This window comes from Brucella sp. GW823-FHT04E01, from assembly GCF_058796175.1.
The window spans coordinates 717,749-732,534 of sequence record NZ_JBXAIK010000004.1 but is presented as its reverse complement, the minus strand read 5'-3'; the positions used below and the strand labels follow the sequence as shown (position 1 = coordinate 732,534).

The following is a 14,786-nucleotide window of genomic DNA, read 5'->3' as shown; positions in this document are numbered from 1 at the left end:
ATCGTGTTGTGAGTCTGAAAAGATGTCTGCCGTTCTTGGTGAGAAAAGAGGATAGCCCTATGGCAACCGTTAAGGTCGATAACAGCAATTTTCAGTCGGACGTTCTTCAGTCGAGCGAGCCTGTCGTGGTGGATTTCTGGGCGGAATGGTGCGGTCCCTGCAAGATGATCGCGCCGGCTCTGGACGAAATCGCGACCGAAATGGCCGGTCAGGTCAAGATCGCCAAGGTTAATATCGACGAAAACCCGGAACTGGCTGCCCAGTTCGGCGTGCGTTCGATCCCGACGCTTCTGATGTTCAAGGACGGTGAACTCGCCGCCAATATGGTCGGCGCTGCTCCGAAGAGCCGCCTTGCCGACTGGATCAAGGCTTCAGCTGCATAATAACAGCATCATAAAAATGCAAAACCCGGCCTTCGAGCCGGGTTTTTGTTTGGAGCATTTCCAGCAAAAGTGTGAAGCGGTTTTTGCGCAGGATAATGCGACGAAATAAATACTTGGAGCGGTTCCAGCGACTCTGTTTTACTGGAACCGTTCTAGAATTTGCCGTTAGGCGGGTGGTGTGCCGTTCTCTCTCAAAACTTCACCCGCAAGGTAAAGCGAACCGCCAATCAGGATACGCGGTGGCGCTTCATCCGGGGGCCACGTGCCACGCAGAAGTTTCAACGCGTTGGCAACCGAATGCACAGGCTCTGCCGACAGGTTGGCTTTCTGGGCCGCGACCGCCAGCTCATCATTCGGGATACCCGCATCGCTGGACGGAACAGGCACGGTGAAAACATGCCGTGCCATACCGGCAAAGGCTTCGAAATAGCCGACCGGGTCCTTGGTGTTGATCATGCCGGTGATGAGGAACAGCGGGCGCTCGTTACGCTCTTCAAGATCGCCGAGTGCCTCCGCGATGACTGCGCCGGCGCCCGGGTTATGACCGCCATCAAGCCAGATTTCGGAGGCCGCCGGGGCCAAATCCACGAGCGCACCATGGGTCAGCCGCTGCATACGTGCTGGCCAGTCCACCACCATCAAAGCCTTTTCGACGGCTTTGTCGGTCAGGCTGAAACCAGCCATCTGCACCGCCTCGATTGCCGCTGCGGCATTGGAAATCTGATGGCGTCCGGGCAAGCGCGGCAATGGCAGGTCGATCAGACCGTCCTCGTTCTGGAACACCATGCGACCATGTTCCTCGAAGGCGAGGAAATCCTGCCCGTAGACCGAAACCGGACAGCCAAGACGATCGGCAGTCGAGACGAGAACTTCCCGCGCTGCATCGAAAGGCTGGAAACCGACAACGACCGGACAATCCTTCTTGATGATACCGGCTTTCTCGGCGGCAATCAGCTCCACGCGGTCGCCAAGATAGGCCTGATGGTCGATGGAAACCGGCATGATGAGCGAGACGGCAGGCTCGGCAATGACATTGGTGGCGTCGAAACGTCCACCAAGGCCGACTTCCATAACGACGACATCCGCCGGATGCTCGGAAAAGAGTACGAAAGCCACAGCCGTCAGGATTTCGAAAACGGTGATGTGCTGGCCGCCATTGGCTGCCGCAACGCGCTCTATGGCGTCGGCCAGAACATCGTCGCTGACCAGCCTGCCGCCGCCGGGCGCCGCCAGACGGTAGCGCTCATGCCAGTGGACGAGGTGCGGCGAAGTATGGACGTGAACGTCGAAGCCGCCCGCTTCCAGAAGCGCGCGGCAGAAAGCCGTCGCCGATCCCTTGCCGTTGGTTCCGGCAATATGGATGACCGGCGGCAATTTCAGATGCGGATTGCCGAGCTTTTCCAGAAGACCGCGGATGCGGTCTAATGAAAGATCGAAGCCTTTTGGATGCAACTGCATAAGCCGCTCGATTGCGGCGGCGGCTTTTTCTGTCACGATCAGGCTGCCTTGTCGGTTGCTTCCGTCTTTTCGTGTTCCGGCACGTCGCTATTGCCCGGCTGCCTGGTCATGATCTTGAGAAGGCGCGCAATCGTGTCCTTCAGTTCAAGACGCGAGACGACCATGTCGACCATACCGTGTTCCATGAGATAGTCGGCGCTCTGGAAGCCTTCCGGCAGCTTTTCACGGATCGTCTGTTCGATGACGCGTGGTCCGGCAAAGCCGATCAGTGCGCCGGGTTCGGCAATGTGGATATCGCCCAGCATGGCGTAGGAAGCCGTCACGCCGCCCGTAGTCGGATTGGTCAGAACGACGATATAGGGCAGGCCAGCTTCTTTCAGCATTTCCACAGCAACCGTGGTGCGCGGGAGCTGCATGAGCGACAGGATGCCCTCCTGCATGCGTGCACCGCCCGAGGCCGCGAACAGAACCAGCGGACGCTTCAGCTCAATGGCCTTTTCAAAGCCCTGAATGATCGCTTCGCCGGCTCCCATGCCGAGCGAACCGCCCATGAAGCCGAAATCCTGAACGGTGGCGACAATCGGCAGGCCGTCAATGGTGCCGAGGCCGTTGACGATAGCGTCATCCATGCCTGTGCGGGTGCGATAATCCTTGAGACGATCGATATATTTCTTCTCGTCGCGGAATTTCAGCGGATCGATCGGCACTTTCGGAGCGTCAAGCGTGGTGTATTCGCCATTGTCGAAGAAGAAACGCAGACGATCCTTCGCCTTGATGCGCATGTGATGACCCGAGGACGGGATCACAAACTGGTTGCTCTCAAGGTCCTTGTGAAACACCATTTCACCGGTCGACGGATCCTTGATCCAGAGGTTTTCCGGCATTTCACGACGGCCGAGCATCGAATTGATCTTCGGACGGACGTAGTTGGTGATCCAGTTCATGACGTTTGCTTCCGTTTCTTGTTCTTCGGCAAAGAGCTTCAGCCGCTTAGCACTTTTAAGATGTGCACTAAATGGACGATTTATTGGGCGGCTTCAAGGCGTGTGGCACGCACACTCTCCGCAAGGGCGTGGACAAGTCTGGTTGCAGCGGCGACAGGATCGCCCTTCGCCTTGCCGTTTTCGTCCAGTTCACCGGCAATCGCGTTGACAATCGCCGTGCCGACGACGACGCCATCGGCATGGGTGGCGATGGCTGCTGCCTGCCCCGGCGTCTTGACGCCGAAACCGACACAGATCGGCAGATCGGTGCTCTTCTTGATGTGACGCACAGCTTCACCGACCTTTGCCGTATCGGCAATGGCCGAACCGGTGATGCCGTTCATCGAGACGTAATAGACGAAGCCCGATGAATTATGCAGCACCTTCGGCAAGCGCTTGTCGTCCGTGGTCGGCGTGGTGAGGCGGATAAAATTGATACCCGCCTTCATGGCCGGAATGCAGAGTTCGGCATCCATTTCGGAGGGAAGATCGACGATGATCAGCCCGTCCACGCCGGAAGCCTTGGCATCGGCCAGAAAGCGTTCCACGCCGTAAATATAGATCGGGTTATAATAGCCCATCATGACGATCGGGGTCGTGTCGTCTTCCTTGCGGAATTCTGCTGCCATGTGCAACGTCTTGGCAAGCGTCTGACCGGCGTTGAGGGCGCGCAGGCCAGCGGCCTGAATGGCGGGTCCGTCTGCCATCGGATCGGAGAAGGGCATACCGAGTTCGATCACGTCGGCACCAGCCTTTGGCAAGGCCTTCATCACCTTGAGCGAGGTTTCCAGATCGGGATCGCCACCCATGAAATAGGTAACGAGTGCCGGACGGCCCTCGGCCTTCAGTTCAGCGAATTTGGTGTCGATGCGAGTAGTCATACCGTGCCCCGTGGCAAAGTGCGTGCCAGATAGTCGGCAACGGGCTTGCCCGCCATTGCCGTTTCCATCCATGCACGCCGTTCAAAGTCTATAATTCCGAGTTCCCACACGCAGGCCATCAGCAGCGGCTGTGCGGGCATGAAGTCCACCTCGTCGCCGAGTTCCGACTGCCAGAGGATTTCCGTAGCGATGCCGCCCTCCAGCCACCAGTGCAGCAGCAGCCAGAGGCCCTCCTCGCCCTGATGAAGAACGGCGAAACCGACGCCCAGATGCGGCAATGCGGTGAGCTTTTCAGCGGCAGTTTCGATCTGTCTGCGGGCGAGGCCGACAGCAGCCTCCGCGACAGGATTGGCCGGATCGGCTTCGATGATGTTGAGCTTGATCGTCGCCGGACCGCACGTCGTCAGGCCGTCGAACCATGCGGCACGCGGCTTGTAGGCGGAGATTTCGGCGACGTCATTACCCATGTCAGATGTCCATGCCGAGAAGCTTGCCGACCGTGTGGACATCCTTGTCGCCACGACCGGACAGATTGACGATCATGACCTGATCCTTGCCCATGGTCGGTGCCATTTTCACGGCCTGCGCGATGGCGTGGGCGGATTCGAGGGCAGGGATGATGCCTTCGGTGCGGGTGCAAAGCTGAAATGCATCCAGCGCCTCATCGTCGAGGATCGGCACATAGTCGACGCGCCCGCTGTCTTTCAGCCATGAATGTTCCGGCCCGACGCCCGGATAGTCGAGGCCGGCAGAAACGGAATGACCTTCGAGAATCTGACCGTCATCGTTCTGGAGGAGATAGGTGCGGTTGCCATGCAGAACGCCGGGACGACCTGCGCTCATCGAAGCGCAATGTTCTTCACCGTCGAGACCGCGTCCGCCCGCTTCGACACCGACGATCTTCACCGAGGCGTCGTCAAGGAACGGATGGAACAGACCGATGGCATTGGAACCGCCGCCGACCGCTGCCACGATCACATCCGGCAGGCGTCCTTCCTGTTCCAGAATCTGTTGGCGCGCTTCGTTGCCAATCACCGACTGGAAGTCGCGCACCAGTTCCGGATAGGGATGCGGACCGGCAGCGGTGCCGATCAGGTAATAGGTGTCTTCGACATTCGTCACCCAGTCACGCAGGGCTTCGTTCATCGCATCCTTGAGCGTGCCGTTGCCTGCAGAAACCGGGATCACTTCGGCACCAAGCAGCTTCATGCGGAACACATTCGGCTTCTGACGTTCGACGTCGGTTGCGCCCATATAGACCACGCAGGGCAGGCCGAAACGCGCGGCAACGGTGGCAGAAGCCACGCCATGCTGTCCGGCGCCGGTCTCAGCGATAATGCGGGTCTTGCCCATGCGCTTGGCAAGCAGAATCTGACCAAGGCAATTGTTGATCTTGTGACTGCCTGTGTGATTGAGGTCTTCGCGCTTGAAGTAGATTTTCGCGCCGCCCAAATGCTTGGTCAGGCCTTCGGCATAATAGAGCTTGGAAGGACGACCTGCATAATAGGTGGAAAGCGCGTTCAGCTCCGCCTTGAACTCAGGGTCGTTCTTCGCCGTTTCATAGGCTTCCTGCAATTCAAGGATCAGCGGCATCAGCGTTTCGGCGACGAAGCGTCCGCCGAAAATACCGAACATGCCCTCTTCATCGGGGCCTGTCTTATAGGAATTGGGTGCAACCGGCTTGTTCAACGCTTCCGCTCCGTCAGTTCAGGCTGTCTACAGGGCAACGGCGCGCATCGGCGACAGCCCGGAAAAAATTCTCGATGAGACGCACATCCTTTTCGCCGGGCGCGCGCTCGACGCCGGACGATATATCGATGCCCGGCGCCTGGGTCTTGTGCAGCGCCTCGGCGATATTGTCCGCATTCAATCCACCGGAAAGCATGTAATCGATATCCGCGTCAAGCGCCGCCAGAAGTTCCCAGTCGAATGACACGCCATTGCCGCCGGGCAGCTCAGAGCCCCTTGGCGGTTTGGCATCGAACAGGAAACGGTCGGCTATGCCTTTATAGGCTGCAATCGCGGCAAGGTCGCTGGCTTCGCGCACCGAGAAAGCCTTCATGACCGGCAGGCCATAATGCGCCTTGATGAAGGCCACGCGTTCCGGCGTCTCATGGCCGTGAAGCTGCAGAATATCGGGCTTCACGGTTTTCACGATATCATCCAGCGTTTCATCGTCCGCATCGACTGTAACGGCAACGACAAGCGCACGTCCCTTGACCGCATCGCGCAGGCCTGCCGCTGCCTGCGGGGTTATATGGCGCGGGCTTTTTGGAAAGAAGATGAAACCGATATGCGTCGCACCGCCGTCGAGAGCGGCGGCAACGGCATCAGGGGTTTTAAGCCCGCATATCTTGATATCGAGAACCATGGTTTTCCGTCGCATAAATCCGGGGTCTACTCAAGTTATTCTGTCCATTGTCGACCTATTCGGAGACCGGATGGCCGTCAAAACCCTGTGCGATCAGAAAATCATACGCCTCCATGACCTCAAGGGGAACAGCCTGCGCGATCTGATAGCCCCTGGCGGGATATTCCAGAATGCGTTGAAGATCGCCGGTCATCTCGCTGATAAGCATTTCGACCGGATGATCTGCCGTTGGCTGGTCCTCGAAGGATACGAGCGGCGCGGTGATGCTTGCGCGTGCTTCCGGCCATTGCCGGGCCACGGTCGCCAGAACGCGGCGCTGGGTCTGCGGCTTGGTCACAAGGATGGCGCTGATAGCACCGGGTGCAAGCCGTTCGCGACTGAACCTTATATTTTCGCCAATATTGGTGGCATTGGGTTCGATGGTGATCGCTTCTTCGGGCACGCCGCGCCTGATTGCGATTTCAGCAAAAGCTTCTGCTTCACTTGCCTTGTAGAGCCTGTCCGTCCAGTGACCACTTTTGCCGGTGAATACCAGCCACGTCGCCATGCCGGCCAGAAAGAGATCGGCTGCCCTCTCGGCAACGCGTGGATCGTAGCTGCCAAGCCCGATAATGACATCGGCAGTTTCCAGCGGATCATAGATGCAGTGATAATCCCACAGCACCTTGGCGGCGGTCAGTATGGATGCGGTCATGTGAAGTCGATAGCCTGTAATGCGCTGCCATTGCGCTTCAGCCAAGCCTTGCAGCGCTCCGTATCGGGGCAAAGCTCATGGCAGAGTTTCCAGAATTTCGGCCCATGGTTCATCTCGATGAGATGGGCCACCTCATGGGCAACGAGATAATTGATCACCGGGGCAGGGGCCATGCCGATGCGCCAGGAGAAAGAAAGGATGCCGTCCGAGGTACACGACCCCCAGCGGCTCTTCGTATCCTTGAAGCGCACTGCCTTGGCCTTGCGGCCGACAGCCGCGGTGTGACGGACGACAAGCGCCTCGATCTCGCGCTTCACTTCGCGCTTGATGTGATCGGCAACGCGGCGTGGCAGATGTGCCGGGTCGCCATGGACGAGCAGAATATTGCCTTCGAGAAGCTGTGTGGTGCCGCGCCCGGGCTGATGCACGATCTTGTGTGGCACGCCACGCAAGGGGATTTTGATACCGGCGCGCACGCCTGGCTGGTCGGGCAGTTTTGCAATGCGGCTTTCGATCCAGCCTTCATGGCGGTTGAGGAAGCTCAGCACCTCGCGCTCGGGAAGGCCGGGCGGAACCGTAATGCGCAGTCCCCTGCCGCCTGCTTCGATACGCAGGGTCAGTCGTTTGGCACGCGGATTCTCGAAAACACGTAAGGGAAGTTCGCGTCCGGCGACCGCATGGATACGTTCGCTGCGAACGGTTGTCGTTCCAGCGGATGCCCCTTTACCGCTGATTTGCCGAAGAAAGGATAAGCCCATCGCTTAAGAATAAGCGATTCGCTTAAAAAGCCAGAAAAAATTGCTGTTTTGACCGAAACGGCGCAGCCAAACCGCGCCGTTTCGAGAGATTTCAGGGTGTTATACCTTATCAAAGATCGGTGATGTCGTCCTTGCCGCCTTTCGCGCGCGGGGCAGGCGTCTTCTTCGAGGCCGCACGGCGTTCAGCCATGAAGCGGTCGAATTCTTCCTTGTCGCGAGCGCGGCGAAGTTCTGCAGCATAGGCCTCGAATTCGGCGCGTGCTTCTTCAAGCTTGCGGCGTTCTTCGGCCAGTCGTTCCAGCTCGGCGCGGCGCCAGTCGTCAAAAGCCTCGTTGCCGGTGGTGCTACCGAAGTTGAAGCTTTCGCCCTTGCGGCAGTTGCGGAACGATCCGAACATGGAATCGGTCTTCTCGTTCACGCCACGCTTGAATCCTTCGAGGCGGTCGCCCCAGAGGATATAGGCCAGCATGGCAAGGCCAAGCGGCCAGAACAGGATAAAGCCGAGCACCATCAGCGCAATCGTGGCTGGCGTCCATGCCGGGCGGATCAATGCAGTATTGGTCATGGTCTGCTCCGTCGAAAAGCGCATGCCATTCAACCGTTCGACATCGTCCGGCAACATGCGCAAAACCAAGGCCTGCCAGCCCGCCCTGTGCGGGCATTTTGTTCTGGCGGCTTGACTTCGACGTGGTGAAAAGATTGCGGCTTTTCAAGAATGCAACTTGCGGATTCAGGCCACGCTTCTGCTAACCAATGTGATTAATTCGAAATTTTTTTGCGAAAATGTTCGAGAAAAGTGACGGCAAGCCCGGCGATCAGTGCCCAGAAGGCGGAGCCGACGCCGAAAAATGCCATACCGGAGGCCGTCACGGCAAAGGTTATGGTCGCCGCAAGACGCTCATGTTCATCCTTCAGCGCCAATGACATGGCGTTGATGAACGGGCCTGTCAGGGCAAGCCCGGCAACAAGGGCGATGAGCGTTACCGGTAATACGGCAAAGATTGCGACCAGTGACGCCCCGAAGAGGGCGAACACCACATAGATCGCCGCATAGACCGGACCGGTAAGCCAGCGTTTGGTGTGATCGGGATGTGCATCGGGATTGGTGCAGAGCGCCGCCGAAATCGCGGCCAGATTGGTGGTCGATGCGCCGAAAGGAGCCGTCAGCAGTGAAAACAGGCCGGTTACGCGCAGGCAGGCGCTGGTTGGCGGCTCATAGCCTGAAGCACGCAGCACGGCGAAACCCGGCAGGTTCTGCGAGGCCATGGTCACCAGATAAAGCGGGATCGCGATGCCGATCATCGCACCCATGTGGAACTCTGGCCAGATGAGGGTGAGCGTGGAGATTTCAGGCGCGGGCAGTGCGGGTGAGCGCCCAGTGGCGAGCGCGAAGATCATCCCGATCACCAGAACGGCAATGACGGCGAGCGACGGGTTGAACAGGCGGATAATAAAGAACAGCGCTACCAGCGGCAGGACGAAAACCGGATCGCCAGGCACTGTTTTGGCGGCGGCAATGACGAAACTCAGCAGCACACCTGCAAGCATACCTGATGCGACGGAGGCTGGAATGCGGGAAACAAGCACCGACAATCGGCGGATCAGTCCGGTGGCGACCAGTGCGAGCGCCGTCACGATGAATGCGCCAACCGCTTCCGGCATGGTGAAACCGGCACTGGCGCCGATCAGCGCCAGCCCCGGTGTAGACCAGGCCGCGATGATCGGCATCTTGTAGCGAATGCTGAGCCAGGCGGATGAAGCGGCAATCGCAAGGCAAATCGCCGTCACCCAGCTTGCAGTTTCGGCCTGTGTGGCGCCCAGCACCTGCGCTGCGGCAATGATGAGTGCCAGCGTGCCGCCGAAACCGACAATGGCCGCAACCGCCGAGGAAGCGAAAACCGAAAACCGCATGATTTCGCTCCGTTATGATTTTTCGCCGATGCGTTCCGCCAGACCGGATACGGTGCGGATCAGAAGATCGAGATCCTGCGGTCGCGACAGGCGATGATCCCCGTCGCGCACCAGTGTCAGGGTCACGTCATCGACGGGCAGGTGTTCCACCAGCGTCAGCGCATGCTTGTAGGGAACATCGGGGTCCTGCATGCCTTGCAGGATATGAACTGGACAGCCGGTCTCGATGATACCCTTGAGAACCAGGTTCTTCCGTCCGTCCTCGATCAGCGCACGGGTATAGACATAAGGATTGGGCGAATATTCGGAGGGTTCTTCGAAATAACCCTTTTCCTGAAGGTCGTTTTTCTGCGCGTCGGAAAGTGTTGGCTCCACAAGCACAGCCGTAAAATCCGGAGCAGGTGCGATCAGGACGATCCCGGCAGGCGGGTTCCCTTCCTTCTTGAGCTCCTGCGCCATGCGCAGCGCGATCCAGCCACCCATTGAGGAGCCGACCAGAATCTGCGGACCTTTGGCATATTTGCGATAGACGGCGAGGCTTTCGTTCAGCCAGCGCGAGATGGTGCCTTGATTGAAGTCGCCGCCGGATTCGCCGTGGCCGGAATAATCGAGCCTGAGTGCGCTGTGCCCGGTCTCAGCCGCCCATTCATCGAGGACGACCGCCTTGGTGCCCAGCATGTCGGACCGATAGCCGCCGAGCCAGACCACACCGGGAGATTTGCTTCCGGCTCTGTAACGCAGGGCGATTTTCGCTCCGTCCACGTCGATGAATTCCGGCCCCGCAACGCTCATGACAAATCTCCTCATTTTCCGGGAGTGTTTTTGCATGTTCGCAAAAGAGAGAAAACCCGCATGTGGGGCGAGGCCCTTGAAATGACGGCAAATGTGACCGATATGCCGCTTGTCCGCCGCGAAATGACAACAAAAAGAACGTTTATCACGCGGGGGTGATTTTTCCTGTCAAAGATGCTATTGACTTCGCCGCCCGCTTGACGACATTTCCGCGATCAACTGCGGTTTGATTGGGGATATGCCGTCTGGCAGCGAGTATCCGACCGCATGAGACTTAACAATTCAGGAGATAACGACCATTCGCCGACCCTTCAGAGCGACGCCGGTTCAGAAAGACGGACCGCGCTCCAACCGTGATATCCGGGTTCCCCGGGTTCAGCTTATCGATGCCGAAGGCCAGAACCACGGTGATGTTTCCATTCAGGAAGCTATCGCCATGGCTGAAGAAGCAGGTCTCGATCTCGTCGAGATCGTGCCGAACGCAGAGCCTCCGGTTTGCAAGATCGTCGACCTCGGCAAGCTGAAGTATCAGAATCAGAAAAAGGCCGCCGAAGCGCGCAAGAAGCAGAAAACGGTTGAAATCAAGGAAATCAAGATGCGACCGAACATCGACACCCATGACTATGAGGTGAAGATGAAGGCTGCTCTGCGTTTCTTTGAGGAAGGCGACAAGGTCAAGGTTACCTTGCGTTTCCGTGGACGTGAAATGGCGCACCAGGAACTTGGCATGAAGCTTTTGCAGCGCGTCAAGGAAGACACTGTCGAAATCGCCAAGGTTGAGTCCGAGCCGAAGCTTGAAGGCCGTCAGATGATGATGGTTCTCGCTCCGCGCTGAGCATTTCGAAATGCCTTGGAAAAGCCGCCTTCGGGCGGCTTTTCTTTTGGCTAGGCAAATTGGATCATGGAATCGCAATGAAGACTTTGGGCGAATTGGGTAAATATCAGCAGCGTCGGCGTCTTGCGATCGGCGCCGTCGTGGTGCTTCTGGTCGTGGCGCTGCTTTTTGTCAGCTCGCAATCGACCGGCCATTTTCATGAATATATCGAGGCGTTCGGTCTCAGTCTGATCGTCGCGGCCATCATCGGACGCATGTGGTGCACGCTCTATATCGGCGGACGCAAGAGCGCGGAAATCGTGCAGAGCGGACCGTATTCGGTCACGCGCAATCCACTTTACGTCTTCAGCAGCATCGGCGCGATGGGTATCGGCGCGCAGACCGGCAGCATCATCATTGCGATCGCCTTCGGCGTGCTTTGCTATCTCGCTTTCTCGGTTGTCATCCGGACGGAAGAGAAATTTCTCAAGCAGAATTTCGGCAAGCCTTATGAAGCCTATTGTGCGAGCGTTCCGCGTTTCTTTCCGAAGTTTTCGCTGTTTCGCGACGACAAGGAACTGATCGTCCGGCCTGACCGGATTTATCGCACTTTTCAGGACGGCCTGGTGTTCTTCGTGGCCTATCCGTTTTTCGAGTTCGTGGAATATCTGCAGGACATTCACGTCCTGCCGGTACTTCTGCGGCTTTATTGACGTTCCGGTTGCGATTCAGTCCAATTCGGGCATTGCGTTTTGCGGTCTTTGAGCCTATAAGGCCGCGTTCGAACCGCCCGGCAGGGCATGCCGTGGCGGTTTCGTATGCTTTTCGGGCTTGGTCAGTCCGGAAGTAAAACTAGGTTCCCATCCGCATCAGGCATGACCGGACGCCACGCAAGAGGCGTCGAGTGCCGGAGGCACGAGGGGGATCGCAAAGAAGGAGTAGCAAAATGCCCAAGATGAAGACCAAATCGGCCGCCAAGAAGCGGTTCAAGATCACCGGCACCGGCAAAATCAAGGCCGCAGCTGCTGGTAAGCGTCATGGCATGATCAAGCGTTCGAACAAGTTCATTCGCGATGCACGCGGCACCATGGTTCTCGCCGATGCCGATGCAAAGATCGTGAAGCAGTTCCTGCCGAACGGCCTCTAAGATTAGTCTGAGAAGGAGATCATAACATGGCACGCGTAAAACGCGGCGTTACCGCCCACGCAAAGCACAAGAAGGTTCTGGATCAGGCTGCTGGTTTCCGTGGCCGTCGCAAGAACACCATCCGCACCGCCAAGGCTGCAGTTGACCGTTCGAAGCAGTATGCTTACCGCGACCGCAAGAACCGCAAGCGCTCGTTCCGCGCTCTCTGGATCCAGCGCATCAACGCTGCTGTCCGCGAGCAGGGCCTGACCTATGGCCGTTTCATCGACGGTCTTGCCAAGGCTGGCATCGAGATCGACCGCAAGGTTCTGTCCGACATCGCAATCCACGAACCGGATGCATTCGGTGCGCTGGTTGCATCGGCAAAGAAGGCTCTCGAGTACCTCAAGAACACCGAGACGCCGAACGCTTTTGAAGGCGCTGTCCGCTAAGCCAGCCGCCTTTCCCAAGCAGTATTGATAATTTGGGGACCCGCGCTGGCTCGGCTGGCGCGGGTTTTCTCGTTTTAAGGATTCAAAGCGGGCATGAAGGATGAATCGGGCAAGTTGAGACTGGATCTGGATGCGGATGATCTCCGCAGCCTGCTGGTTCTGCTTGTCCAGAGCCGGGGCAAGCGCATTTCCAGCGCCGTCATCGGTGGTCATCGTGTCTGGATCAAGCGCTACGATGCAGAAAGGCGCCCATTTCCGAAGCGTCTGCACAGCCTCATCTCGCCGCTTCTTCCCTATCCGTTCCTGCGCAGCCCGAAGGATGTTGGAGAAGCAGACATGGCCGACCGCGAAGAGCGCAAGATGAGCGCTTTTCTGCAGGCAGGCTTTCAGGTTCCCAGGATCGTCTACCACCAAGGGGCGGTGATGGTTCTGAGCGATGTCGCGCCGATTATCCAGGACCAGCTTGACCATTTGCGTCGCAATGATCCGCAGGGCCATGATGCACTTCTCGTGCATTGCGCCCGCGCGTTGGGTGAAGCCCATGCTGCCGGGCTCTGCCATGGGCGTCCGCACCCGCGCGATTTCTTCGAGAAAAACGGCGTTGCCGGTTTTCTGGATTTCGAGGAGGAACCGGAAACGGTCATGCCGCTTGCTGCTGCACAGGCGCGCGACGTGTGGCTCCTGTTCTTCCAGATCACGGCGCAGGCGCGTCTTGCCGGGACACCGCAGCAGACATTCGCAGCCTATCGTGCGGTCGCGCCCGCTGACGTGATTCCGGAATTGAAGAAAATTGTCGGCTTCTTCCGATTTACCATCGCGCCGCTGAGGCTGTTCCGCCGCATTTTTCTCGGCGGCGATGGCAGACGGCTTTTGCAGGCGATGGAATTTTTTGACGCCAATCTTGATGCGTCTCACCAATCAGGCCAAAGAGAGTAACGACAACGCTTCTTTGGGCTGCAAAGCGAAATATGTGGAGCGCTGCAGGCGCAACAGGTAACTCAAAACAAGAGGCGTGGAGTGCCGCAGGCACGACAGGGATTTAAACAATGAGTGATCTAGAACAACTTGAACGGCAGATTCTCGAAGACATCGCGGCGGCGGCTGACGAGCCTGCCATTGAAGCCGTGCGTGTCGCCGCTCTTGGCAAGAAGGGCTCAGTTTCGGAAAAGCTGAAGACACTGGGCAGCATGACGCCGGAAGAGCGCCAGGCGCAGGGACCGGCGATCAACGGCTTGAAGAACCGGGTTACCGAAGCGCTGACCGAGCGCAAGACGGAACTGCGCAAGCAAGCGATTGCCGCTCGCCTTGAGCGCGAAAAGGTCGATGTGACGCTGCCGGTGCGTGAAAGCGCTGCATCGCGCGGCCGCATTCATCCGATTTCACAGGTCATCGATGAGATCACCGCAATCTTCGCCGATATGGGTTTCTCGATTGCCGAAGGTCCGGATATCGAAACCGATTATTACAATTTCACGGCTCTGAACTTCCCCGAAGGCCATCCGGCGCGCGAAATGCACGACACCTTCTTCTTCAATGCAGACGAGAAGGGCGAGCGCAAGTTGCTGCGCACGCATACCTCGCCGGTGCAGGTGCACACGATGGAGAAGTTCGCGGCCATCCGTGACAAGGAAGGCCGCGACGAGCCGATCCGCATCGTCATTCCGGGCAAGACCTATCGCATGGATTCCGACGCCACCCATTCGCCGATGTTCCATCAGGTCGAAGGTCTGGTTGTCGATAAGTCGGCCAATGTCGCCAACATGAAGTGGGTGCTGGAAGAGTTCTGCAAATCCTTCTTTGAAGTTCCTTCGGTCAAGATGCGCATGCGTCCGAGCTTCTTCCCGTTCACCGAGCCATCGGTCGAGGTTGATATTCAGTGCGACCGTTCCGGTCCGCATGTGAAGTTCGGCGAAGGCAATGACTGGCTCGAAATTCTGGGCTGCGGCATGGTGCATCCGAATGTGCTGCGCGCTTCCGGCTACGACCCAGACGTCTATCAGGGCTTTGCATGGGGCATGGGCATCGACCGCATCGCCATGCTGAAATATGGCATGCCTGATCTGCGCGCTTTCTTCGACGCTGATGTGCGCTGGATCGAACATTACGGTTTCCGTCCGCTCGACATTCCGACGCTTTTCGGCGGACTGAGCGCGTAAGGACAGG

Annotated in this window: 18 protein-coding genes; 7 read left to right on the top strand and 11 right to left on the bottom strand. The window is 58.0% G+C overall.

Going from position 1 to position 14,786, the window contains the following annotated elements; all coding sequences use genetic code 11:
• Nucleotides 1-59 precede the first annotated feature (59 nt).
• Nucleotides 60-383 carry a thioredoxin gene (trxA, locus tag AC1RHM_RS18585; protein WP_006473274.1) on the top strand — a complete coding sequence of 108 codons (324 nt, stop codon included), beginning with the start codon at nucleotides 60-62 and terminating at the stop codon, nucleotides 381-383.
• Between the two features lie 165 nt (nucleotides 384-548).
• Here trxA and AC1RHM_RS18580 read toward each other — a convergent pair whose 3' ends face one another.
• From AC1RHM_RS18580 to AC1RHM_RS18530, 11 genes are all read right to left on the bottom strand, one after another.
• Nucleotides 549-1,841 (bottom strand): bifunctional folylpolyglutamate synthase/dihydrofolate synthase, encoded by a 1,293-nt coding sequence (locus AC1RHM_RS18580; protein WP_029375814.1) that lies wholly within the window; start codon nucleotides 1,839-1,841, stop codon nucleotides 549-551.
• Nucleotides 1,842-1,879: 38 nt separating this feature from the next.
• On the bottom strand, nucleotides 1,880-2,785 hold the full coding sequence (gene accD / locus AC1RHM_RS18575; protein ID WP_010657689.1) for an acetyl-CoA carboxylase, carboxyltransferase subunit beta: 906 nt from the start codon (nucleotides 2,783-2,785) through the stop codon (nucleotides 1,880-1,882).
• A gap of 80 nt (nucleotides 2,786-2,865) precedes the next feature.
• Nucleotides 2,866-3,705: a tryptophan synthase subunit alpha gene (trpA, locus tag AC1RHM_RS18570; RefSeq protein WP_010657690.1), complete on the bottom strand. Its 840-nt coding sequence runs from the start codon at nucleotides 3,703-3,705 to the stop codon at nucleotides 2,866-2,868.
• Nucleotides 3,702-4,172, bottom strand: a complete 471-nt coding sequence (locus tag AC1RHM_RS18565; protein ID WP_010657691.1) for a hypothetical protein — start codon at nucleotides 4,170-4,172, stop codon at nucleotides 3,702-3,704. The genes trpA and AC1RHM_RS18565 overlap by 4 nt, the downstream gene beginning before the upstream one ends.
• A 1-nt stretch (nucleotide 4,173) precedes the next feature.
• On the bottom strand, nucleotides 4,174-5,394 hold the full coding sequence (gene trpB, locus AC1RHM_RS18560) for a tryptophan synthase subunit beta (RefSeq protein WP_010657692.1): 1,221 nt from the start codon (nucleotides 5,392-5,394) through the stop codon (nucleotides 4,174-4,176).
• Nucleotides 5,395-5,407: 13 nt separating this feature from the next.
• Nucleotides 5,408-6,076, bottom strand: coding sequence for a phosphoribosylanthranilate isomerase (locus tag AC1RHM_RS18555; RefSeq protein WP_010657693.1), 669 nt, complete (start codon nucleotides 6,074-6,076; stop codon nucleotides 5,408-5,410).
• A gap of 55 nt (nucleotides 6,077-6,131) precedes the next feature.
• Entirely contained in the window at nucleotides 6,132-6,770 is a 639-nt protein-coding gene (locus AC1RHM_RS18550) for a YdcF family protein (RefSeq protein ID WP_010657694.1), read from the bottom strand.
• On the bottom strand, nucleotides 6,767-7,528 hold the full coding sequence (locus AC1RHM_RS18545; RefSeq protein ID WP_010657695.1) for a M48 family metallopeptidase: 762 nt from the start codon (nucleotides 7,526-7,528) through the stop codon (nucleotides 6,767-6,769). Before AC1RHM_RS18545 ends, AC1RHM_RS18550 begins: the two co-directional genes overlap by 4 nt.
• A 109-nt stretch (nucleotides 7,529-7,637) precedes the next feature.
• Nucleotides 7,638-8,093, bottom strand: a complete 456-nt coding sequence (locus AC1RHM_RS18540) for a DUF2852 domain-containing protein (RefSeq protein ID WP_010657696.1) — start codon at nucleotides 8,091-8,093, stop codon at nucleotides 7,638-7,640.
• A gap of 194 nt (nucleotides 8,094-8,287) precedes the next feature.
• Complete coding sequence (locus AC1RHM_RS18535) at nucleotides 8,288-9,439, bottom strand: benzoate/H(+) symporter BenE family transporter (RefSeq protein ID WP_010657697.1); 1,152 nt, start codon at nucleotides 9,437-9,439, stop codon at nucleotides 8,288-8,290.
• A 12-nt stretch (nucleotides 9,440-9,451) separates the two neighbouring features.
• On the bottom strand, nucleotides 9,452-10,231 hold the full coding sequence (locus AC1RHM_RS18530) for an alpha/beta hydrolase (protein WP_010657698.1): 780 nt from the start codon (nucleotides 10,229-10,231) through the stop codon (nucleotides 9,452-9,454).
• Nucleotides 10,232-10,529: 298 nt separating this feature from the next.
• Between AC1RHM_RS18530 and infC the strand changes: the two genes are divergently transcribed.
• The 6 genes from infC (at nucleotide 10,530) to pheS (ending at nucleotide 14,779) form a co-directional block, all read left to right on the top strand.
• Complete coding sequence (gene infC, locus AC1RHM_RS18525; protein WP_012091035.1) at nucleotides 10,530-11,066, top strand: translation initiation factor IF-3; 537 nt, start codon at nucleotides 10,530-10,532, stop codon at nucleotides 11,064-11,066.
• Between the two features lie 77 nt (nucleotides 11,067-11,143).
• Nucleotides 11,144-11,758, top strand: coding sequence for a methyltransferase family protein (locus AC1RHM_RS18520; protein WP_010657701.1), 615 nt, complete (start codon nucleotides 11,144-11,146; stop codon nucleotides 11,756-11,758).
• A 233-nt stretch (nucleotides 11,759-11,991) separates the two neighbouring features.
• Nucleotides 11,992-12,192: a 50S ribosomal protein L35 gene (gene rpmI / locus AC1RHM_RS18515; protein WP_006473268.1), complete on the top strand. Its 201-nt coding sequence runs from the start codon at nucleotides 11,992-11,994 to the stop codon at nucleotides 12,190-12,192.
• A gap of 26 nt (nucleotides 12,193-12,218) precedes the next feature.
• Complete coding sequence (rplT, locus tag AC1RHM_RS18510) at nucleotides 12,219-12,623, top strand: 50S ribosomal protein L20 (protein ID WP_006468099.1); 405 nt, start codon at nucleotides 12,219-12,221, stop codon at nucleotides 12,621-12,623.
• A 93-nt stretch (nucleotides 12,624-12,716) separates the two neighbouring features.
• On the top strand, nucleotides 12,717-13,559 hold the full coding sequence (locus AC1RHM_RS18505) for a BUD32 family EKC/KEOPS complex subunit (RefSeq protein WP_492332605.1): 843 nt from the start codon (nucleotides 12,717-12,719) through the stop codon (nucleotides 13,557-13,559).
• 110 nt (nucleotides 13,560-13,669) lie between these two features.
• On the top strand, nucleotides 13,670-14,779 hold the full coding sequence (gene pheS / locus AC1RHM_RS18500) for a phenylalanine--tRNA ligase subunit alpha (protein WP_010657703.1): 1,110 nt from the start codon (nucleotides 13,670-13,672) through the stop codon (nucleotides 14,777-14,779).
• Nucleotides 14,780-14,786 lie beyond the last annotated feature (7 nt).